21 protein-coding genes are annotated in these 21,228 nt (G+C 74.8%); 6 read left to right on the plus strand and 15 right to left on the minus strand.

Annotated features, from left to right (window positions below; translation table 11 throughout):
- Positions 1-6: 6 nt before the first annotated feature.
- The 3 genes from KBX06_RS19130 to KBX06_RS19140 all read right to left on the minus strand — a co-directional run bounded on the left by KBX06_RS19130 (position 7) and on the right by KBX06_RS19140 (position 4,806).
- Positions 7-627, minus strand: coding sequence for an HAD family hydrolase (locus KBX06_RS19130; RefSeq protein WP_210836893.1), 621 nt, complete (start codon positions 625-627; stop codon positions 7-9).
- Entirely contained in the window at positions 627-4,238 is a 3,612-nt protein-coding gene (smc, locus tag KBX06_RS19135; RefSeq protein ID WP_210836900.1) for a chromosome segregation protein SMC, read from the minus strand. Before smc ends, KBX06_RS19130 begins: the two co-directional genes overlap by 1 nt.
- Before the next feature lie 373 nt (positions 4,239-4,611).
- Positions 4,612-4,806 carry a hypothetical protein gene (locus tag KBX06_RS19140; protein WP_091621030.1) on the minus strand — a complete coding sequence of 65 codons (195 nt, stop codon included), beginning with the start codon at positions 4,804-4,806 and terminating at the stop codon, positions 4,612-4,614.
- A gap of 374 nt (positions 4,807-5,180) precedes the next feature.
- Here KBX06_RS19140 and KBX06_RS19145 point away from each other — a divergent pair, with 374 nt between their 5' ends.
- Positions 5,181-6,272: a CAP domain-containing protein gene (locus KBX06_RS19145; protein ID WP_210836902.1), complete on the plus strand. Its 1,092-nt coding sequence runs from the start codon at positions 5,181-5,183 to the stop codon at positions 6,270-6,272.
- A gap of 107 nt (positions 6,273-6,379) precedes the next feature.
- On the plus strand, positions 6,380-7,222 hold the full coding sequence (locus KBX06_RS19150) for an endo alpha-1,4 polygalactosaminidase (RefSeq protein ID WP_210836904.1): 843 nt from the start codon (positions 6,380-6,382) through the stop codon (positions 7,220-7,222).
- A gap of 12 nt (positions 7,223-7,234) precedes the next feature.
- Here the strand turns inward: KBX06_RS19150 and mutM are convergent, their stop codons facing one another.
- The 8 genes from mutM to rsmD form a co-directional block, all read right to left on the minus strand.
- Positions 7,235-8,092, minus strand: coding sequence for a bifunctional DNA-formamidopyrimidine glycosylase/DNA-(apurinic or apyrimidinic site) lyase (mutM, locus tag KBX06_RS19155; protein WP_210836907.1), 858 nt, complete (start codon positions 8,090-8,092; stop codon positions 7,235-7,237).
- Complete coding sequence (rnc, locus tag KBX06_RS19160; RefSeq protein WP_210836908.1) at positions 8,085-8,870, minus strand: ribonuclease III; 786 nt, start codon at positions 8,868-8,870, stop codon at positions 8,085-8,087. The genes mutM and rnc overlap by 8 nt, the downstream gene beginning before the upstream one ends.
- Positions 8,867-9,961, minus strand: a complete 1,095-nt coding sequence (locus KBX06_RS19165; protein WP_210836910.1) for a phosphate acyltransferase PlsX — start codon at positions 9,959-9,961, stop codon at positions 8,867-8,869. Before KBX06_RS19165 ends, rnc begins: the two co-directional genes overlap by 4 nt.
- Positions 9,962-9,976: 15 nt before the next feature.
- A complete protein-coding gene (gene rpmF, locus KBX06_RS19170) occupies positions 9,977-10,150 on the minus strand; it encodes a 50S ribosomal protein L32 (protein ID WP_018786309.1) in 174 nt (57 codons plus the stop codon).
- A gap of 5 nt (positions 10,151-10,155) precedes the next feature.
- A complete protein-coding gene (locus KBX06_RS19175; protein WP_210836912.1) occupies positions 10,156-10,719 on the minus strand; it encodes a DUF177 domain-containing protein in 564 nt (187 codons plus the stop codon).
- A gap of 109 nt (positions 10,720-10,828) precedes the next feature.
- The gene (locus KBX06_RS19180) at positions 10,829-11,326 is read right to left on the minus strand and encodes a hypothetical protein (protein WP_210836913.1); all 498 of its coding nucleotides are present in this window, start codon (positions 11,324-11,326) and stop codon (positions 10,829-10,831) included.
- 185 nt (positions 11,327-11,511) lie between these two features.
- On the minus strand, positions 11,512-12,000 hold the full coding sequence (coaD, locus tag KBX06_RS19185; protein WP_210836915.1) for a pantetheine-phosphate adenylyltransferase: 489 nt from the start codon (positions 11,998-12,000) through the stop codon (positions 11,512-11,514).
- Positions 11,997-12,560, minus strand: a complete 564-nt coding sequence (gene rsmD, locus KBX06_RS19190; RefSeq protein WP_210836917.1) for a 16S rRNA (guanine(966)-N(2))-methyltransferase RsmD — start codon at positions 12,558-12,560, stop codon at positions 11,997-11,999. The genes coaD and rsmD overlap by 4 nt, the downstream gene beginning before the upstream one ends.
- Positions 12,561-12,872: 312 nt before the next feature.
- Between rsmD and KBX06_RS19195 the strand changes: the two genes are divergently transcribed.
- The gene (locus KBX06_RS19195; protein WP_210836919.1) at positions 12,873-14,126 is read left to right on the plus strand and encodes a hypothetical protein; all 1,254 of its coding nucleotides are present in this window, start codon (positions 12,873-12,875) and stop codon (positions 14,124-14,126) included.
- A gap of 88 nt (positions 14,127-14,214) precedes the next feature.
- Here the strand turns inward: KBX06_RS19195 and recG are convergent, their stop codons facing one another.
- Together recG and KBX06_RS19205 are read right to left on the minus strand one after the other, a co-directional pair.
- Entirely contained in the window at positions 14,215-16,416 is a 2,202-nt protein-coding gene (recG, locus tag KBX06_RS19200; protein ID WP_210836921.1) for an ATP-dependent DNA helicase RecG, read from the minus strand.
- Positions 16,413-18,029, minus strand: a complete 1,617-nt coding sequence (locus tag KBX06_RS19205) for a DAK2 domain-containing protein (RefSeq protein ID WP_210836923.1) — start codon at positions 18,027-18,029, stop codon at positions 16,413-16,415. The genes recG and KBX06_RS19205 overlap by 4 nt, the downstream gene beginning before the upstream one ends.
- 293 nt (positions 18,030-18,322) lie before the next feature.
- Here KBX06_RS19205 and rpmB point away from each other — a divergent pair, with 293 nt between their 5' ends.
- Positions 18,323-18,514 carry a 50S ribosomal protein L28 gene (gene rpmB, locus KBX06_RS19210; protein WP_011905179.1) on the plus strand — a complete coding sequence of 64 codons (192 nt, stop codon included), beginning with the start codon at positions 18,323-18,325 and terminating at the stop codon, positions 18,512-18,514.
- Positions 18,515-18,719: 205 nt separating this feature from the next.
- Here rpmB and KBX06_RS19215 read toward each other — a convergent pair whose 3' ends face one another.
- Together KBX06_RS19215 and KBX06_RS19220 are read right to left on the minus strand one after the other, a co-directional pair.
- A complete protein-coding gene (locus tag KBX06_RS19215) occupies positions 18,720-19,187 on the minus strand; it encodes a GNAT family N-acetyltransferase (RefSeq protein WP_210836925.1) in 468 nt (155 codons plus the stop codon).
- Positions 19,188-19,215: 28 nt separating this feature from the next.
- A complete protein-coding gene (locus KBX06_RS19220; protein ID WP_210836927.1) occupies positions 19,216-20,154 on the minus strand; it encodes a thiamine-phosphate kinase in 939 nt (312 codons plus the stop codon).
- A gap of 123 nt (positions 20,155-20,277) precedes the next feature.
- Between KBX06_RS19220 and KBX06_RS19225 the strand changes: the two genes are divergently transcribed.
- Positions 20,278-20,511 carry an Lrp/AsnC ligand binding domain-containing protein gene (locus KBX06_RS19225; protein ID WP_089001579.1) on the plus strand — a complete coding sequence of 78 codons (234 nt, stop codon included), beginning with the start codon at positions 20,278-20,280 and terminating at the stop codon, positions 20,509-20,511.
- Positions 20,512-21,168: a DUF3515 family protein gene (locus KBX06_RS19230; RefSeq protein WP_210836929.1), complete on the plus strand. Its 657-nt coding sequence runs from the start codon at positions 20,512-20,514 to the stop codon at positions 21,166-21,168. It abuts the gene before it with no gap.
- The last annotated feature ends 60 nt before the right edge of the window (positions 21,169-21,228 follow it).

Genomic DNA, 21,228 nt, shown 5'->3' on the forward strand with positions numbered 1-21,228 from the left:
CTCCGGTCAGTACGCCAGGGCGGCCCGCGCGTACCGCAGGTCGGCCGGCCCGCTCCAGCGCAGCGCCGACAGGCCGGCCACGCGGGCGCCCCGGATCGCCCAGTCCTCGTCGTCGACGAAGAGCACCCGCCCGGGCGGGGTGGCCAGGGCGTCGCAGGCCGCCTGGAAGTACTCCTTCGCCGGCTTGTTCACACCGATCCTGGACGAGTTGACCACCACGTCGAACTCGCCCACCAGGTCGAGCGCGGCGAGGTCGGCGTCGAGCAGGTCGGTGGCGTTCGTGCCGAGCCCGACCCGGATGCCGCCGGCCCGCGCCTCGCGGACGAAGGCGAGCACCTCCGGGTCCACCTCGCCCCGGTAGCGCTGCCACTGCTGCACGGCGGCCCGGGCCCGCTCGGGGCCGCCCACGGAGTCGGCCAGCGCGTCGGCCACGCTGGTCATCCAGTCGGCGTGGCTGACCCGTCCGGTCAGCACCGGCTGGAGCCGCCCCCACTGCATGGCGATCTCGGTGAGCACGCCCTCGGACAGGCCGTACTCCCGCTCCACCCCGGCGGCCACCGCCGGGTCCCACCGACGCAGGACGCCGTCGAAGTCCACCAGGAGCGCCGTCGCCCGTTCCCGACCCACTACTCGTTCTCCTCGCCGCGGCCGCGCCGCTCGTCTCCGTCGGCCCGGTTGAGCCGCTGGCTGATCACCTGGGTGACCCCGTTGCGCATGGTCACGCCGTACAGGGCGTCGGCGACCTCCATCGTGCGCTTCTGGTGCGTGATGACGATGAGCTGGCTCTTCTCCCGCAACTGGGCCAGCAGCGTGATCAGCCGGCCCAGGTTGACGTCGTCGAGCGCGGCCTCCACCTCGTCCATGATGTAGAACGGGCTCGGCCGGGCCCGGAAGATGGCCACCAGCATCGCCACCGCGGTCAGCGAACGCTCGCCGCCGGAGAGCAGCGACAGCCGCTTGATCTTCTTGCCCGGCGGGCGGGCCTCGACTTCGACACCCGTGGTGAGCAGGTCGTCGGGGTCGGTGAGCACCAGCCGCCCCTCGCCACCGGGGAAGAGCACGGTGAAGACCTGCTGGAACTCCCGGGCGGTGTCGGCGAACGCGCTGGCGAAGACCTCCAGGATCCGGTCGTCGACGTCCCTGACGACGGTGAGCAGGTCGCGGCGGGTGGCCTTGAGGTCCTCCAGCTGCTCGGAGAGGAACTTGTAGCGCTCCTCCAGCGCGGCGAACTCCTCCAGGGCCAGCGGGTTCACCTTGCCGAGCAGGGTCAGTTCCCGTTCGGCCTTGGCCGCCCGCTTCTCCTGCACCGGCCGCTCGTAGCGGATCGGCTCGGGCACCGGCAGGCCGTCGCGTTCGGCCGCCGCCACGTCGGCCTGGGTGGGCGGGACGGGCTGGGTCGGGCCGTACTCGGCGACCAGGGTCTCCACGTCCAGCCCGAAGTCCTCGGCGGCCTTCGCCTCCAACTGCTCGATGCGCAGCCGCTGCTCGGCGCGGGCCACCTCGTCCCGGTGCACCTGGCTGGTCAGCCGCTCCAGCTCCGCGCCCAGCCGCTTGGCCGCGCCGCGTACCTCCTGGAGCTCGGCCTCGCGGGCGGCGCGTTCGCGCGCCACGGCGTCGCGGTGCTCCTCCGCCGCGGCGATGGAGGTGACCAGCCGGGTGAGTGCCTCCCGGGCCCCGCCCGCCACGGCCCGGGCGATGCCCGCGCCCCGGGCGCGCGCCGCCCGCCGCGCCGCCGCGCGTTCCCGCGCGGCCCGCTCGGCGGTGGCCTGCCGGCGCAGCGAGTCCGCGCGGCCGGCGATCGAGGAGACCCGCTCCTCGGCGGTACGCACCGCGAGCCGGACCTCCATCTCGTTCTGCCGCGCCTGCGGCACCATCGCGGCGAGCTGGTCGCGTTCCTCGGTCGACGGTTCCGCGTCGACGGGGGTCTCCTCGGCCAGCCGCAGCCGCTCCGCCAGCTCGGCCAGGGTGAGCAGGTCCCGCTCCCGGGCGGCCTCCGCGCGGGCCCGGGACTCGCCGAGCCGGTCGGTCTCCGCCTTCGCGGAGCGGGCCGCCGCGCCCAGCTCGGCCAGCCGGCGGGCGGCGGCGTTGCGGTGGCTCTCCGCCTCCCGCTTGGCGGCGGCGGCGTGCTGCACCGTCTCCTTGGCGGCGGCCACCTCGGCGCGGGCGTCGACGAGCTGTTCGCGCAGTTCCGCCCCGGTGCGCTCGGCGGCGAGCCGGTTCGACCGGGCCTCCTCGACGGCGGCCTGCACCTCGATGAAGCTGGGTGCCTTGGCCGACCCGCCGGCCGCCGCGTACGCGCCCACCACGTCCCCGTCGGGCGTGACCGCGCGCAGCTCCGGGTTGCCGGCGACCACCTCGGCCGCCGCCGCGAGGTCGTCGACCAGCACCACGTCGCGCAGCGCCCGGTGCACCGCCGGGCGGATCTGCGGGGAGCACTCCACCAGGTCGGGTGCCCAGCGGGCGCCGTCGGGCAGCTTCGGCCGCAGCGCGTCGGCGGAGCCGTCCATGCCCGGCCCGGCGGGGCTGCCGACCAGCAGGCCGGCACGACCCGCGTCGGAGATCTTCAGCAGCCGCATGGCCTCGACCGCCTCGTCGACGCCGCTGACCGCGACCGCGTCGGCGAGGCCGCCGAGCGCGGCGGCGAGCGCGGCCTCCTGCCCGGGGGCGACGGTGAGCAGCCCGGCCAGGCTGCCCAGCAGGCCCGGGACCTCGTCGGCGCGGGCCAGCAGCGCGCCGGCGCCGTCCTTGCGGCGCAGGCCGAGAGCGAGCGCCTCCTCCCGGGCCTTCCAGGTGGCGGCGTCCTTCTCCGCCGCCCGCTCCGCCTCGGTCAGCGACCGCACGGTGGCCTGCGCCAGATCCTGGGCGGCGACCGCCTCGGCGTGCCGGGCGTCGAGGTCGGCGTTGTCCCGGTCCGCCTCGGTGGACTGCTCGGCGACCGCGTCGAGGTCGGCCTGGGCCTGCTCGGCCCGGGCCAGCGCGTCGCCGTGCGCGGTGGCGAGCCGTTCGATCTCCTCGCCGGCGCTGGTGGTGCGGGCGCGGGCGGAGTTGACCTGGCCGGTGAGCCGGGCCAGGCCCTCCCGCCGGTCCGCGATCGCCTTGGCCGCGGCGACCAGCTCGCGTTCGGCGGCGGCGAGCTGCCGTTCCAGCTCCTGACGGTGCTCGACGGCCTCGGCCAGCCGGATCTGGTCGTCGGTGAGCGCGCCGCGCAGCTCCTCCTCCTGCTCGCTGATCCGCTCGGCCTCGGCCTCCAACTGGTCGGGATCGCGGCCGGGTCGCTCGTCGTCCCCGGTGGCGCCGAGGTGCCGCAGCCGTTCCCGGGCGAGCTGCTCGATGGAGCGGAACCGCTCGGCGAGGGCGGAGAGCTTGTACCAGGTGTCCTGGGCGGCGGCCAGCAGCGGCGCGTCCTCGGCGAGGGCCGCCTCCAGCTCGGCGAGGCGGGCCTGCACCTCGGTGTGCTCGGCCTCGACCTGCTCGCGGCGCTCGCGCACCGCGGTCTCGTCGGCGATCTCCCGGTTCAGGGTGGCGCGCAGGGTGGCCAGGTCGTCGGCGAGCAGCCGCAACCTCGCGTCGCGCAGGTTCGCCTGGATGGCGGCGGCACGGCGGGCCACCTCCGCCTGCCGGCCCAGCGGCTTGAGCTGACGGCGCAGCTCGGCGGTGAGGTCGGTGAGCCGGTTGAGGTTCGTCTGCATCGCGTCGAGCTTCCGCAGCGCCTTCTCCTTGCGCTTGCGGTGCTTGAGGACGCCGGCCGCCTCCTCGATGAACGAGCGCCGGTCCTCCGGCTTGGCGTGCAGCATCCCGTCGAGGCGCCCCTGGCCGACGATGATGTGCATCTCCCGGCCGATGCCGGAGTCCGACAGCAGCTCCTGGATGTCGAGCAGCCGGCAGGTGTCGCCGTTGATCTCGTACTCGCTCTCACCGGAGCGGAACATCCGGCGGGTGATCGACACCTCGGTGTACTCGATCGGCAGCGCGCCGTCGGTGTTGTCGATCGTGAGGGTCACCTCGGCCCGGCCCAGCGGGGCCCGGCCGGCGGTGCCGGCGAAGATGACGTCCTCCATCTTGCCGCCGCGCAGCGCCTTGGCGCCCTGCTCGCCGAGCACCCAGGCGATGGCGTCGACGACGTTGGACTTGCCGGAGCCGTTGGGGCCGACCACGCAGGTGATCCCCGGCTCCAGCTTCAGCGTCGTCGCGGAGGCGAAGGACTTGAAGCCCTTCACCGTCAGGCTCTTGAGATGCACCTTCTCGATCCTCGTCCGGTGGCCGCCGTACCGTCGCCGGCAGCGCGGACCTGGGTGAACCCGCAGACTAACCCGGGAGCGGGAACCGCCGGGCACGCGACCCGCCTGGCGACCGCCGGGCGCTCATCCGGGTGGCGCGGACCGGTCCACCGGCGCGGCTGGCTCCCCCGCGTCCTGGCCGCCTCCCCCGGTTCGCGGCCGGGCGGAGCCGCACCGGAATCGTTGCGACCGCGCGCGCCGGAATCCTTCGGCGCAGCCGCACAAGATCACGCATTCGCCGTGCCGAAAAGGGGTGCGGACAGAGCTGCGCGCCGGCACGGAAGTGTCGGCGCGCTCTTTCTGCGTGGTGCGATTCAGTTTTGCGATCCGGAGATCAGGTCAGCGCGGGCTCGGCCAGACGGAGCAGATCGTCCGCCTCGGCCGCGGCCGCCGCGAGCCGATCGTTCTCGGCACGCAGCCGCGTGATCTCGAACTCGAGCGCCCGAACCGTGGTACGCAGTCGGGTGACCTCGTCGAGCAGACGCCGGTCGGGCGCTGCACCTACGTGGCCGTACAGGGCCTTAGCCATGTTGACTCCTTGATATGCGCTGCCGGAAGGGCCGGCCAACGCGCGCCCAAATGTGTACGCGGCTGTCACCCCAGACGATTCTGGGCATGACCGGGCGCGACTGGCGACACCTACATATTGAGCCGACACCCCCTCTTTCGTCAAGTTCTCGCAGGCCGTAGATCATTTACACGTCGACCTGACCACTTGCCGGGGGGCTGCCACAAGGCGCGGACACACTCTGTCCGGACACCCTGACTCTACGCCCCGGATCCCGCGAAGTCCCCACCGTGACGCCCGGCTTCCCCTTAACTCTTCCTTAGCCCGATTGCCGCTGTTCGCGCCCGCCACGTAGCGTCACCCCGGCTCGCAAGCGACCCCTTGGAGGCACCGGCGTGTACGGCTGGACCGATCCGAACGACCCGGACGGCGCCCCACGGCGCCGCGAGGAGCCGCTGGGCGAGGAGCCGCCGGCCTGGCTCACCGACCGTCCGGAGCCGAGGTCGGCCTACCTGTTCGGCGACGACCCGCAGCAGCCCGCCGACGAGTGGCACCGCGACCAGCCGACCGCGCGCTGGCAGGCCGAGCCGATGGACGCGGCGCCCACGCACCGCTACCCCGGGCCGGTCGACGCCGCGCCCACCCGCTGGCAGCGCGAGCCGATGGACGCCCGCACCGCTCCCGTCGACGTCGCCGCGCTCCGGGCCACCCCGGCCACCACCGAGGGCCGCCACCGCCAGCGCCGCCGGTTCCCCCGCCCGCTGCTGATCGGCGGCGCCGCCGCGGCCGCCACGCTGGTGGTGAGCCTCGGCGTGGGCGCGGTCGCGCTGACCGGTGACGGCCCGGCGAGCGATCCGGCCGCCGCCGACGCCCCGATCGCCGCCGCCCCGGTGCTGCCCGACACGGAGTCGACCCCCGGCGTGACGCCGGCCCCGCCCACGCCGAGCACCGCGCCGACCACCGTCAAGCCGACCCCGTCGGCCACGAGGACGACCAAGCCGACGCCGGCACCGTCGCGTACCACCGCGCCCTCGCGGCGCACCGCCGAGCGGAGCCCGGCGCCGCCCGGCGGGGGCACGAGGGCGCCGGTCGGCAGCAGCGGCACCGGCAGCCAGGCCAGCCAGGTGGTCGACCTGGTCAACGCCGAGCGCGCCAAGGCCGGCTGCGGCGCGTTGGGCGTCGACGACAAGCTGACGACCGCGGCCCAGCGGCACAGCCAGGACCAGGCCGACCACCGGAACATGTCGCACACCGGCAGCGACGGCAGCAACGTCGGGACCCGGCTGGACCGGGTCGGCTACTCCTGGCGCACCTACGGCGAGAACGTCGCCTGGAACCAGAAGACGCCGGCCGCCGTCATGCAGGCCTGGATGAACAGCCCCGGCCACCGGGCCAACATCCTGAACTGCGCCTTCACCGAGATCGGCGTCGGCGTCGCCAGCAGCAACGGGCCGTACTGGACGCAGGTCTTCGCCGCGCCGCGCTGAACGCGAGTCGTCGCCGGGTCCGCGCTCGTTTGACCGGATGAGGTACGCCGACCCGGCGTATCCGCTCCGGGCGGTGTGCGGCCGCCCGCGACCTTGCGGAGCTGCCGATGCGGATCCGGCCGCGTACGCGCGCCGTCGGGCGGGGCCTGCGCGGGGCCCTGCCGGCCTGCGTCGCGTTGGCGCTGCTGGGCGTGGTCGCCGCCTGCCGGGGGGACTTCACCCCGCCGGGCGCCCCGACCACCTGGCCGGCGGAGTCGGCGGGCCGGTGGCAGTGGCAGTGGCAGCTCAGCGGCGTGCTGGACCCGACCGTCGACGCCGACGTCTTCCTGCTCGACCCGGTCGACACCACCGCCGCGCAGACCGCCGAGCTGCGCTCCCGGGACCGCCGACTGGTCTGCCAGGTGCACGTCGGCTCGGTCGTGCCGGGCGACCCGGACGCGGACCGCTTCCCGACCGTCCTACGGGGTGCCGCGTCCCGCCGACCCCAGAGCCGCTGGCTCGACGTGCGGCAGTGGGATGCGCTGCGCCCGGTGCTGGCCGACCGGTTCCGGCTCTGCCGGGGCAAGGGCTTCGGGGCGGTCGCGCTGGCCGACGCCGACGGGTACGCGTACCGGTCCGGCTTCCCGCTCGGCTTCGACGACCAGCTGCGGTTCAACCGCCGGCTGGCCGAGCTGGCCCGGTCGCTGAGTCTCTCCCCCGGCCTGATCAACGACCTGGGGCAGGTGGCGGCCCTGGCCCCGGACTTCGACTTCGCCGTCAACGAGGAGTGTGCGCGGCTCGACCAGTGCGCCCGGCTGCTGCCGTTCGTGGAGGCGGGCAAACCGGTGTTCCACGTGGAGTACGCCGGCTCGACCACGGACTTCTGCGTCACCACGGTCGGCTACGGTCTCTCCTCGATCCGCAAGGAACGCGACCTCGACGCGTGGCGGATCCCCTGCCCGGCGCGCTGACCGGCGGCGGGGTCAGCCCCGAACCGCCGCCCGGGGGCGGGGCTGACAGCGCGGGCAGCTGTACGACGAGCGGTTCATGAACGCCTCGCGGCGGACGGGCGCGCCGCAGCGGGGGCACGGCAGCCCCTCTCGCCCGTAGACGTTCAGCGCCCGGTCGAAGTAGCCGCTCTCCCCGTTGACGTTGACGTAGAGGGCGTCGAAGCTGGTGCCGCCGGACCTGATCGCCTCGGCGAGGACGTCCCGGACGTGGCCCAGCAGCCGCAGGGCGGCCGGGCCGGTCAGCGCGTCGGTGGCGCGGGCGCCGTGCAGTCTCGCCCGCCACAGCGCCTCGTCGGCGTAGATGTTGCCGACGCCGGAGATCAGCGTCTGGTCCAGCAGCGCCCGCTTGACCTCGGTGCGCCGTCGGCGCAGCGCGGCGGCGAACGCCGCGTCGGAGAACTGCGGGTCCATCGGGTCGCGGGCGATGTGCGCGATCTCCGCCGGCAGCTCGGCGCCCCCGGCGGAGACCGACAGGCCGCCGAACGTGCGCTGGTCGACGAAACGCAGCTCGGGACCGTCGTCGGAGAACCGGAACCGGACCCGCAGGTGCGTCTCGTCGGGGGCGTCGGCCGGTTGCACCAGCAGCTGGCCCGACATGCCCAGGTGCCCGATGACGGCGTCGCCGCTGTCCAGGGGCAGCCACAGGTACTTGCCGCGCCGGCACACGTCCAGCACCGTCCGGCCGGCCAGCACGTCGGCGAAGTGCCCGCCGCCGGGCGTGTGCCGGCGTACCGCGCGGGGGTGACGTACCTCGACGGAGGAGAGCCGCCGGCCGGTGACCCAGCGGGCCAGCCCCTGCCGGACCGTCTCGACCTCCGGCAGCTCAGGCACGGCCCAGGCCCGCCTCGGCGGCCTGCACCGGCTCGTCGTCGGCCACCGCCCCGGCCGGCTCCCGCTCCGCCTGCTCGGTCAGCGTCCGCCAGGCCGCCTCGGCGGCCCGCTGCTCGGCCTCCTTCTTGCTGCGCCCGTCGGCCCCGCCGTAGCGGTTGCCGGCGACCACCACCCAGGCGGTGAACGTCTTGAGGTGGTCCGGTCCGGTGCCCTCGATGCGGTACTCGGGGACGCCGAGCCCGAGCGCCGCCGTCAACTCCTGGAGGCTGGTCTTCCAGTCCAGGGCCGCACCCCGGCCGGCCGACTCGGCCATCAGCGGATCGAACAGCCGGTGGATGACGATGGCGGCGGTGTCCAGCCCGTACTGGAGGTAGATCGCGCCGAGCAGCGCCTCCAGGGTGTCGGCGAGGATGCTCGCCTTGTCCCGGCCGCCGGTGGTCTCCTCGCCCTTGCCGAGCAGCAGGTAGGCGCCGAGCCCGTCCGGGCCGAGGCCCCGGGCCACGTCGGCGAGGGCACGCATGTTGACCACGCTGGCCCGCAGCTTGGCCAGCTGCCCCTCGGGCAGGTCGGGGTGGTTGTGGAACAGCGCGGTGGTGATCACCACGCCGAGCACCGAGTCGCCCAGGAACTCCAACCGCTCGTTGGTGGGCAGGCCGCCGTTCTCGTACGCGTACGAGCGGTGGGTCAGGGCGCGCTGGAGCAGCTCCGGATCCAGGCTGACGCCGAACGCGGCTTCCAGGTGACCGACGGACGCCCGCCGCCGCTTGTCGTTGCTCATGATGTGGGTACCTCGGTGTCGGTGGAGCGGTCGGTGCGTTGCTCGCGGTCGCCCGCCTCGGCGCCGTCGAGCAGCGCGCGGACCTGGTCGGTGGCGCGCCGTCGCCATAGATGGGCGGCCAGCCCGATGCCGGCGGCGACGTCCTCGGCCCGGGCCGCGCCGTGGCAGACGACGACCGTCCCGGCGACCCCGAGCAGGGCCGCCGCGCGCGGGGCGCCGCCGCCGGACGGGGGCCCGCCGGCCATCGCGTACGCGCCCTCGATCGCCTTGAGCAGCACGTTACCGGTGAACCCGTCGGTGACCACCACATCGGCGCGCGCGCCGAGGGAGACGTCGTACCCCTCGACGAGGCCGACGTAGCGGCCGTCGCAGGGCAGCGACGTGGCGGCGAGGACGGGATCGGCGAGCCGGCGGGCGCGGTCGCCCTTGCCCGCCTCGGTGCCCACCGACAGCAGCCCCACCCGGGGCTCGGCGACGGCGTGCGCCACGGCGGCATAGGCGGTGCCGAGTACGGCGTGGCGGGCCAGGGTGGCCGGGCGTGGCTCCAGCGAACCGCCCACGTCCAGCAGGACGACCGGACCGGCGACGGCCGGCAGGGTGGCGATCAGCGCCGGACGGCGCACGTCCGGCCAGCGGCCGAGGCCGAGCGCGACGGCGGTGACGGTGGCGCCGGTCGACCCGGCGGAGACAAGCGCGTCGGCGACGCCGTCGCGGACGGCGTGCACGGCGGCGCGGACCGTGCTGTCGCCACGGGCGGCCACGGGATGCTCGGCCATGCCGACGGCGATGCGGACCGGCCGTACCGTCACCCGGGCGCGCTGCGCCGGGTCGAGGGCACGGATCACCTCGCCGGCGGCCTCGGCCGGGCCGACGAGCAGCAGGTGCAGGTCCGGGTCGGCGCGCACGGCCCGCAGAGCGCCGTCAACCACGACGGCGGGAGCGTCGTCCCCGCCGAGGAGGTCAACGGCGATCCGCACGGTGCCCGGCTCCGTCGGAACGCCGGCCGGAACGGGCCGGCCGGCGTCGGAGGGAGCCGGGACACCGGGCGAGTGCCAGGGTGCGCGTGCCGCCCGACCAGGGGTCGGGGGCATCACTCGGCGTCCAGGTCAGACCTCGAGAACCTGGCGGCCGTTGTAGGTGCCGCAGACGGAGCAGGCGGCGTGCGGCAGCTTCGCCGACTTGCACTGGGGGCAGGCCACGGTCGCGACCACGGTCGCCTTCCAGTTCGCCCGGCGGGCGCGGGTGTTGCTGCGCGACATCTTGCGCTTGGGGACGGCCACGGTTCCTACTCCTCTTTACGGTTCAGTTGCGACAGGCCCGCCCAACGCGGGTCGATCTGCTCGTGACTGTGGTCGGCCGGCAGATCGTCCCAGTGCACCCCGCAGTCGGGGCACAGGCCTGGGCAGTCCTCCCGGCAGAGCGGGTTGGTCGGCAGTGTGAGTACCACCGCGTCCCGCAGCACCGGCTCCAGGTCGATCAGATCGCCCTGCATCCGGCCCACCTCGTCCTCGTCGGTCGTGGTGTCCGTGGTGCTGTTCTCGTACGCGTACAGCTCCTGGATCCGCACGGCCAGCGAGTCGTCGATCTCGCGTAGGCAGCGACCGCACTCGCCCCGGACGGGACCGCTGACGGTCCCCGAGACGAGCACGCCCTCGGACACCGACTCCAACCTCAGGTCGAGGTCGAGGTCCGCGCCCTCCGGCACGGCGATCATCTCGCCGCCGAGGTCCGCCGGTGCCGGCACCACCCGCTTGACCGTACGCAACACACCAGGCCGGCGCGGCAGCTCCCTCGTGTCGAGGACCAGCGGCGACCTGGGGTTGAGTGTCGAAGGCGTGTGTTTGGGCATAGTCAGACTCCGGCCGGTGAGAGGCCGACAAAGGAGGTTACCTGGACGACCGCCGGACCGTCGAACCGGGGGCGACGCCCGCCCCGTCTGTCGGCTGGTGAGGTGCCGCTCAGAAGGGTAGCGGGCGTTCCGCCTCCTCCCCACCGAAGGTGCCGATCTCGCGCAGCGCGTGCATCTTGTCCCGGCCGCGCTCTATCGAGGCCAGCGCCCGGGTGAGGAACTGCTCGAAGTTGGCCAGCGCGGTGTCGACGTAGTCGTCGACCTCCTCGCGCAGGCGCTGCGCCTCGGCGCGGGCCTCCGCGATGATCCGCGCGCCCTCGTGCTCGGCGGAGACCGTGATCTCGTTCACCGAGACCAGCCGGGCGTGTTCCGCCTCACCCTCGCTGATGATCCGGTCGGCCTCGCGCTTGCCGGCCTCCATGATCTTGTCCCGCTCCTCCAGCAGCGCGGCGGCCCGGCGCAGGTCGGCGGGGAGTTCGGCGCGCAGATCGTCGAGGACCGCGATGAACTCGCCCCGGTCGACCATGCAGTTGTTGCGCGACATCGGGACGGAGCGGGCCTGCTCCACCATGGCGATCAGTTCGTCGATGCGATCGAGCGGGTCCACCGGTACCTCACTCCTGTCGTTCGTCGGGCCGACCTACATGATGCGGGCTACGGCCGGTTTCCCGCTCCACACATCATGTCGCGCCCCGACCACACCGCGCCGCTCCCCCCGGCCCGGCGCGTCGCGGTACGCCACGGCGCGATCCCCGCCGGCACGGGTCCGGCGGGGTGTGGTGACGCCGGCGGTCAGTCGCCCGGCGGCGGGACGAGGCGGGCGCTCAGTTCCTCGCGGACCCGGTCGGGCACGTGGGCGGAGATGTCGCCGCCCCACTTCGCCACGTCCTTGATGAGGCTCGAGGAAAGGAACGAGTAGAGCGGGTTGGTCGGCATGAACAGGGTCTCGACGCCGGCCAGGCCGATGTTCATCTGCGCCATCTGCAACTCGTAGTCGAAGTCGCTGACCGCCCGCAGGCCCTTGATCAGCACGCTCGCCTGCTGCGCCCGGCAGAAGTCGACCAGCAGGCCGCGGAACGACTCGACCCGGACGTTGTCGTAGGAGGCGGTCACCTCGCGGAGCATGTCGATCCGCTCCTCGACGGTGAACAGGCCGCTCTTCGACTGGTTGACCAGCACGCCCACGATCACCTCGTCGAACAGCCGGCTCGCCCGGCCGACGATGTCGAGGTGCCCGTTGGTGACCGGATCGAACGAGCCGGGACACACCGCACGTCTCATGATCGGCGACCGTACCAAAGGGTCGTCTCGCCGTAGCGTCGGCTGCGCTCGCCGGTGACGCCCTCCACCCACCCGACCGGGCCGGTGCGGCTGGACCGCTCCACCACCACCAGGGCGTCCGGGGCCAGCCAGCCACCGTCGGCCAGCGCGGCGAGCATCGCGGTGATCTCCGCGTCCGGCACCGCGTAGGGCGGATCGGCGAAGACCACGTCGTACGGGTCGCCGCCCGGGCCGGCCGCCAGCACCGTGGCGACCCTGCCGGTGACCAGCCGGGCGGCCGGGCCGGCGCGCAGCGCCGCCACGTTCTCGCGGATCACCCGGGCGGCCCGGGGGTCGGACTCCACCAGCAGCACGTGCGCGGCCCCCCGGGAGAGGGCCTCCAGACCGACCGCGCCGGAGCCGGCGTAGAGGTCGGCGAAGCGGGCGCCGGCCAGGTCGACCTCGGCCTGCACTGCGCTGAACAGCGCCTCGCGGACCCGGTCCGAGGTGGGCCGGGTGCCCGCGCCGGGCGGCGCGGCGATCCGGCGCCCGCCGAGAGCGCCGGCCACGATCCGGGTCACCGTCTCCTCCTGCTCATGGGCACGACGCTACGCGACGCGCGGGCGGCCGGCGCCGACACGGTACGTGCCTCCGACCGACCCGGACGACCACCCTGCGTATATCGATGATCTCAAATTCATAACAACTTTCACGGTCTGCGCTGTGCGCTGTGCCGCGCGCGGTCGTCTCGCTAGGGTCTGCCGGTGCCGGCGGGCGACCCGCCGGTCCGACGGCACGAGGGGACGCCCGCATCGCCGCGCGCGCTCGGTGGAGCCGCCCGATCGCGTCTCCCGCGCCGCTCCTCCGACGCTTCTTCACACCCGGGAGTACGCGTGATCCGTCCCCCGCTGTCGCCGCGGCGACCGCTCACCGTGGCAGCCGCCGCCCTGGCCGGTCTCGTCACGGCGTTCGCGGTCTCGTCGCCGGCGATCGCCACCAACCCGTCGCCCTCGGCCTCGGCGAGCGCGACCACCTCCGCCCCCACCCCCCAGCCGACCCGGTCGTCCACCCCCCAGGAGCCGACCTGCGTCAGCGCGGCCGACGCGCGCTACACGCACACGTTCGACGGGCCGAAGGGCGAGGCGTCGATCACGCTGACCAACGGCCCGCTCTGCGAGGGCGAGAAGCAGGACTTCGCCCTGGTGTCCTACGTGGCGCCGTCGGCGAAGTTCGCCGTGCCGCAGTACCTGTTCGACAAGTCGGTCAAGGCGTTCGCCCCGGTGCCGGACGGCGGGATCGGCACCGTCGCCAAGCTGGAGTTCAAGGTCGCCGTGCCGACCTGCTTCACGCAGGTCGACTTCGTCTTCGGCAGCGAGGTCATCGACCCGCTGGTCGAGGGCGGCAAGCGCTACGACAACCGCAAGGTCGGCAGCCCGTCCGGCATCGGCGCCCGCTCCGAGGGCCCGGCCGCCTGGTACAACGGCGGCAAGGGCACCTGCGTGGCCGAGCCCGCCGTCGAGGTCACCTACGACTGCGCCGGCACCGCGCGGCTCACCCTGGTCAACCGGGGCAACGTGGCGGCGGTCTTCGCCGTCACCGGCAGCGGCGAGTTCGCCGAGAAGGTGACCGTGGCGGCCGGCAAGTTCGAGACCGTCGAGCTGACCGCCGCGCAGGCCAAGGAGATCGCCGTGGCCGCCGACGGCATGGACGCCTGGAAGGGCGGCTGGAAGCAGCCCGAGGACTGCCAGCAGCCGGAGGTCGGCGAGCCGGAGACCTCCTACGACGCCACCTGTGACGAGCTGAGCCTCACGGTGGCCAACCCGAAGGACGGCATCAGCCTCACCTCGACCTTCACTCCCAGCACCGGGGAGCCGAAGACCGTGACCTTCGCGCCGGGCAGCACGAAGACCGTGACGTTCCCCGCCGCCGAGGGCCTCAGCGTGGTCGTCACCGGTGACCTCGAGTCGGAGAAGCCGATCGCGTGGACCGCCCCCGAAGGCGGCTGCGACGACGGCGGCCAGGGCGGCGGCCTCCCGGTCACCGGCGCGGCGGCCGGCGGCATCGCCGCCGGCGCGGCGGCCCTGCTCGCCGTGGGCGCGGTGCTGTTCGTCGTCGCCCGCCGGCGTCGGGTGCGCTTCACCGCCTGAGCCGAACCGGGCTGACCCTTCGAGGGCGCGTCGACCGTACGGTCGGCGCGCCCTCACCCCGTTTCCGGGGTGGCGGGGGCGGCCCGGGTCAGCCCTTCTCCAGGTATTCGGCGCGTTCCTCGTCGACCAGGGCGGCCACCGAGGCGGCCAGCGCCGGATGGCGGGCCAGCTCCGGGTCCTCCTCGACCAGGGCCATCGCCTCGGCCCGGGCGTCGCGGATCAGGTCGGCGTCACGCAGCAACGAGAGCAACCGCAGGTGCGAACGGCGCCCCGACTGGGTCGCGCCCAGCACGTCGCCCTCCCGGCGCTGCTCCAGATCCAGCTCGGCGAGCTTGAACCCGTCGGTGGTGGAGGCCACCGCGTCGAGCCGCTCCCGCGCGGGCGTGCCCTCCAGCGCCTCGCTGACCAGCAGGCAGAGCCCCGGGGCGGAACCCCGACCGACCCGGCCGCGCAGCTGGTGCAGCTGGGAGACGCCGAACCGGTCGGCGTCGAGCACGATCATCACGGTCGCGTTCGGCACGTTGACGCCGACCTCGACCACGGTCGTGGCGACCAGCACGTCGAGGTCGCCGGCGGCGAAGGAGCGCATCACCGCGTCCTTCTCGTCGGTCGGCAGCCGGCCGTGCAGCACGCCGATACGCAGGCCGTGCAGCGGCCCCTCGGCGAGCAGCGGCGCCACCTCGGCGACCGCCATCGGCGGCCGACGCCCGTTGTCGTCCTCCGGGGGCGGCTCCTCCTCGCTCGCCGGGCCGTCGCCGATGCGGGGGCAGACGACGTACGCCTGGTGGCCGGCGGCCACCTCCTCGCGCACCCGGCGCCAGGCCCGGTCCAGGAAGGCCGGTTTCTCGGCGGCCGGGACCACGTGCGAGGCGATCGGCGATCGGCCCTGCGGCAGTTGGGACAGGGTGGAGGTCTCCAGGTCGCCGTAGACGGTCATCGCCACCGTGCGCGGGATCGGGGTGGCCGTCATCACCAGCACGTGCGGCGGCTGCTCGGCCTTGGCGCGCAGCGCGTCGCGCTGCTCGACGCCGAACCGGTGCTGCTCGTCGACCACCACCAGGCCCAGGTCGGCGAAGTCGACGCCCTCGTAGAGCAGGGCGTGGGTGCCGAGCACGATGCCGGCGGCGCCGCTGGCGACCTCCGCCAGCGCACGCCGGCGGGCCGCCGCGCCCAACGAGCCGGTGACCAGCTCGACCCTGGTGGCGTCGTCGGCCGCACCCAGCTCCCCGGCCCGCCCGAGCGGCCCCAGCAGGTCGAGGATGCCCCGGTGGTGCTGCGCGGCGAGCACCTCGGTCGGGGCCAGCAGCGCGGCCTGCCCGCCCGCGTCGACCACCTGGAGCATCGCGCGCAGCGCGACGACCGTCTTGCCGGAGCCGACCTCGCCCTGGAGCAGCCGGTGCATCGGGTGGGCCGTGGCCAGGTCCGCCGCGATCTCCACCCCCACGTCGCGCTGCCCGGGCGTCAGCTCGTAGGGCAGCCGGGCGTCGAAGGCGTCGAGCAGGCCGCCGGGCCTCGCCGGACGCGGCCGGGCCGGCCACGCGGCGGCCCGGTGCTTGCGCTGCACCAGGGTGAGCTGCACGGCGAACGCCTCGTCCCACTTGAGCCGGTGCCGGGCCCGGTAGAGCGCCTCCTTGCTGGACGGCCGGTGGATCTCGCGCAGCGCCGTGCCGATGCCACCCAGGTTGCGGGTGGCCCGCAGGGTCACGGGCAGCGGATCCTCCGGCGGGGTGAAGGTGTCCAGCACCACCCGGACGCAGCGGGCGATCACCCAGGTGGGCACCGCCGCGGCGGCCGGGTAGACCGGGATCAGCGCGCCCGCGAACTCCTCGATCTCCTCGTTGGCCGCCGCCTCGCCGTCGCCGCCCTCGCCGAGCAGGACGTACTCCGGGCCGTTGAGCTGCCGCCTGCCGCGGAACTCGGTGACCTTGCCGGCGAAGAGCCCCCACCGGCCGGGACGCAGCTCGCGCTCGCGCCAGGCCTGGTTGCCGAAGAAGGTCAGGGTGAGGGTGCCGCCGGTGCCGTCGCCGACCGTCACCTCCAGCAGGTTGCCCCGGCGCTGGCGCATCGGGCGTACGGCGGTGCGCTGCACCTGGGCCAGCACGGTGACCTGCTCACCGACGTCGAGCGTACGGATGTCGGTGTGCTCGCCGCGCTCGTCGTAGCGGCGCGGGAAGTGGTAGATCAGGTCGCCGGCGGTGTGCAGGTCGAGGTGCCCGGCGAGGGCCTTCGCGGTCTTCTCCCCGACCAGCTTCCTCAGCGGCGTGTCCATCGTGGACTGCTCGGACGTCATTCGACCCCCACCAGGAGCGGATAGTGCGGCTGCCCGCCCGGGTACGCCTGCACCTCGACGAACGGCCAGCGCCGCCCGACGTGCTCGCGGACGGCGTCGGCCAGCCCGGCGGGGGCGTCCGCCCCGGCGAGCAGCGTCACCAGCTCGCCGCCGCCGCCGAGCATCCGGTCGACCACGGCGGCGCAGGTGTCGGTCAGATCGGACCCGATCAGGTGCACCTCCCCCTCGACCAGCGCCAGCACGTCGCCGGGGCGGCACGGGCCGGCGACGGTCAGCGCCTCGCGGCGGGCGTAGCAGACCTCGGCGTAGCGGCAGGCCCCGGCCGCCTCGGCCATCGCGATCACGTCGTCGGAGAAGCGCCGCCCCGGGTCGCGTACCGCCAGGGCGGCCAGTGCCTGCACCGGCGACCGGGTCGGCACCACGCTGACCTTGATGCCGAGCGTGTGCGCCTCCCGGGCGGCGGCGCTCGCCACCGCCTGCGTGTCGGGATCGTTGGGCAGCACCACCACGCGGGCCGCCCCCGTGGCGCGGATCGCCTCCACCAGTTCGCCGATCGACGGGTTGCCGGGCACCACCGCCGCGCCCTCGCCGGCGAACAGCCCGGCGATGCCCGCGCCCGCGGCCACCACCACGGCGGCCCGCCCGTCCGCGGCGACGGGGGGCGACACCGGTGCGGCCTGGTCGGCGAAGCGGGTCACCGAGATCCGGTGCGGCCGGCCCGCCACCACGCCCGCCTCGATCGCCGCGCCCACGTCGTTGACGTGCACGTGCACGTTCCAGGTGCCCGTACCGGCGTTCCCGTCGCCGACGACCACCAGCGAGTCGCCCAGGGCGGCCAGCTCGGCGCGCAGCCGGGCCACCTCCTCCGGCCCGGCGTCGAGCAGGTACTGCACCTCGTACGCGTACTCCTCGGAACCGGTCTCGCGGACGGCGGCGGCCGGCGCACGGACCGGGCGCGGCGCGGGCGCGGGCCGCTCGGGGCGCTCGCCGGTCACGACCTCGACCAGGGCGTCGAGCAGCAGGCACAGGCCCCGGCCGCCGGCGTCCACGACGCCCGCCCGGGCCAGCGCGGGGAGCTGCTCGGGGGTGCGCGCCAACGCGTGCGCCGCCCCGCCCGCCGCCGCCCGGGCGACCGCGCACAGGTCGGCGCTGTCGGCCCGCTCGGCGGCGTGCGCCGCCGCGGCGACGACGCTGAGCAGCGTGCCCTCGACCGGGCGGGCGACGGCGGCGTAGGCGGCGGCGGTGCCGTCGCGCAGGGCGGCGGCCAGCTCGCGCCCCCGCACGGCGGGCACGGCGGCCACGGCGTCGGCGAAGCCACGCAGGATCTGCGACAGGATCACCCCCGAGTTGCCCCGCGCGCCCAGCAGCGCGCCCCGGGCCATCAGGCGCAACGCGTGCCCGTGCGCGGTCGGCCCGTCCTCCGGGAGGGTGCCGAGGTCCATCGCGAGCGCCTGCTGGGCGGAGGTGAGGGTGAGCACCATGTTGGTGCCGGTGTCGCCGTCGGGCACCGGGTAGACGTTGAGGTCGTCGATCTCGCCCTGGTGGCGCCTGAGCGCGACCAGCCCGCCTGCGCACCAACGGCGGACCGCGGCGGCGTCGAGGGTGTCCAGCACGGCCAGAAGCCTACTGGCGCGCACCGACACGCGCCGGGGTCGACGGGACTCCCGCGGCGTGTCCGGCCGTCCACCCACCGCGCGCGGCGACGCCGGGGACAGGCCGCCGGTCCGCCCGCGCGCGGCGCACGACGGGAGGGACGGTACGGTCGGACCGCCTCGCGCCCGAGGGCCGTCCCTGGCCGGCGGCCGGGGCCGGTTGGTCGGGCCCCGGTGCATCGGGTAACCTGGCCAGGTTGCCCGGGCTGCGCCTGGCGGCGACCTCATGAACGTATCAATCCCAGGAGTATCCCGTGGCTAGCGTGTGCGACGTCTGTGGCAAGGGACCGGGCTTCGGCCACAACGTGTCCCACTCGCACCGGCGGACCAACCGCCGCTGGAACCCGAACATCCAGTCGGTGCGTACCCCGGCCGGTGGCGGCAACACCAAGAAGTTGAAGGTCTGCACCTCCTGCATCAAGGCTGGCAAGGTCACCCGCGCCTGACGCGGTAGGCCCCACCCTCCGCACTCGCCATCGCCGGCGGGCCGTCACGGTCCGCCGGCTTTGTCGTGCCCGCCGGCCCGTTCCCGTGGTCCGCCGGCCCGTTCCCGTGGTTCTTCGCCGCCCGGCGACGGGTGCCCGGCGCCCGCGCGGCGCGTCCGGGCCCCCGGAGCCGGGAGCCGGCGACGGGCCACCGGCAGGGGACGCCTCAGAGCGTGCGGGCGAAGGAGATGCAGCCCGGGGCGTCCCGGTAGTAGCCGAAGTTCGGGATCCGCTCGTAGCCGGCCGCCGTGTACATGGCGACGGCCTCGGGCTGCTTGTCGCCGCACTCCAGGACGATCCGCTTGCGCCCGTGCTCGCGCGCCGAGCGCTCCACCGCCGCCAGCACCGCCCGGGCCACGCCCCGGCCCCGGGCCGCCGGCACGGTGTACATCCGCTTCAGCTCGGCGGTGTCACCCTCGTCACCGTGGCTGCGCCAACCGCCACAGCCGACCGGCTCGCCACCGAGGTGGGCGACGAGAAAGGCCCCGGAGGGCGGCTCGAACTCGCCCGGGTCGACCGGGGTCTCGTCGCCGCTGCCGCCGTACCGGGCGCCGAGGTCGGCCAGGGCGGCCCGGATCAGCCGCTGCGCCACCGGCGAGTCGAAGCGCTCGGCCCGAATCTCGATCTCACTCACGGGTAAAGGGTACGACGATGATCGGCCCTTACCGAAAGTGGTCCCAGCCTGCGGGTCCGTCGTACGGCCGCCCGTCGACCGTGACACCCGAGCCCGCCGCGACCCGCCCGATCGGCCGCCAGTCGGGCGGCAGCGCCACCGCCGACGGGAAGGTCGCGGCCAGCGCGTGGTCGTCGCCCCCGGTCAGGAGCCAGGAGTACGGATCGACGCCGAGCGCCTGGGCGGTGTCGCGCATCTGCCCGGGCACCTCGAAGGCGTCCCGGCGTACGTCCACGGCGACCCCGCTGGCCTTCGCCACGTGCCCGAGGTCGGCGAGCAGCCCGTCCGACACGTCGATCATGGCGGTGGCGCCGAGCCGGGCGGCGTGCGGTCCCGCCGGGTAGGGCACCTCGGGCCGCCGGTACGCCGCCACCAGCAGCCGGGGCGTGCGGAAGCCCCGGGAGAGCACGGTCAGCCCGGCCGCCGCGTGGCCGGTGCGGCCCGCCAGGGCCAGCACGTCCCCGGGCCGCGCGCCGGAGCGCGTCACCGGCGGCCGGCCGCCCAGGTCGCCGAGGGCGGTGACCGCGACGGTCAACGTCGGGCTGGCCGACATGTCCCCGCCCACCACGCTCGCCCCGACCTTCGCCGCCTCGGCGGCCAGCCCGTCGGCGAGCTCCTCGGCCCAACCGGTCTCCAGCTCCGGCGGCATGCAGAGGGCGACCAGTAACGCGGTCGGCTGCGCCCCCATCGCGGCGATGTCGGCCAGGTTGGCCGCCGCCGCCCGGTGGCCGACGTCACGCGCGCCGGACCAGTCCCGCCGGAAGTGCCGCCCCTCCACCAGCACGTCGGTCGAGGCCACGACCCGGGCGTCCGGGGCGGCCACCACCGCCGCGTCGTCCCCGGGACCGAGCAGCACGGTCGATCCGTACGACAACCGGGCGGTCACCCGGTCGATCAGGCCGAACTCGCCGACTCCCGCGACACTCATGCCGGCCCTCCGCCGCGCTCGCTCACCGCTTCTCCTTGACCACCGATAGGGATCAGACCTGGTCCGTAAGGTACTTTCTCCCTTCGAGCCGCTCCGCAGGCGGCGACGGACGGAGGTCGAGTCGTGGTACAGGCGTACATCCTCATCCAGACCGAGGTCGGCCGGGCGCGTGACGTGGCCGGTCTCATCTCGGACCTTGCCGGCGTGGTCCGCGTCGACGCCGTCACCGGGCCGTACGACGTGGTCGTGCTCACCGAGGCGAACACCGTCGACGAGCTCGGCAAACTCATCGTCAGCAAGGTGCAGATGGTGCCCGGCATCACCCGCACCCTCACGTGTTCGGTGGTGCGCCTGTAAGTGGACAAGATCGCTGACTCCCCCATGACCGATTCCGCCCAGCCGGACGAGGTGGCCGAACCGGCCGAGACGAGCCCCGAGCGGCCGGCCCGCGACCGGACGACCCGTGGCGCCGCGCTGGTCGCCACACTGATCGCGCTGCCGGTCACCGTGCTGGTGGGTGCGCTCGCGTTCAGCCAACTCTCCCCCGACGAGCGGGCCGAGCCGGCCGCCACGCCCAGCGCCACCACCGCCGGCCCGCGCTCCACCGCCCCGGTCGAGATGGCCGCGCCGGCGCTGGCCGAGCGGCCCGCCACGGTCTGCCGGGCCCTGCTCTCCCAGTTGCCGTCCACGGTCAACGACCTTCCGCAGCGCCCCGTCACCGCCGGCCCCGAGCAGAACGCCGCGTACGGCGACCCGGCGCTCACCGTCGCCTGCGGCGGCGCGGAGCCGGCCGTCGGCGAGACGGACGACGTCTGGACGGTCAACCGGGTCTGCTGGTACGCCACCGAGCAGGCCGACGCCACCGTGCTCACCACGCTCGACCGGGAGACCCCCGTGACGGTCCGCGTGCCACGTTCCTACGGGCAGGCGTTGCAGTGGGTCGCTCCCGTCTCGGACACCATCGTGGCCTCGGTGCCCTCCGGCGGCGACTCCCCGAGCGGCTGCCGGAACTGACCGAACCCTCCCGCCCGCCCCCGCCCAACCTGCCGCACGGGCAGGCAGGTGTGTAAGGAA

The organism is Micromonospora sp. C31 (assembly GCF_018070575.1).
GTDB lineage: Bacteria > Actinomycetota > Actinomycetes > Mycobacteriales > Micromonosporaceae > Micromonospora.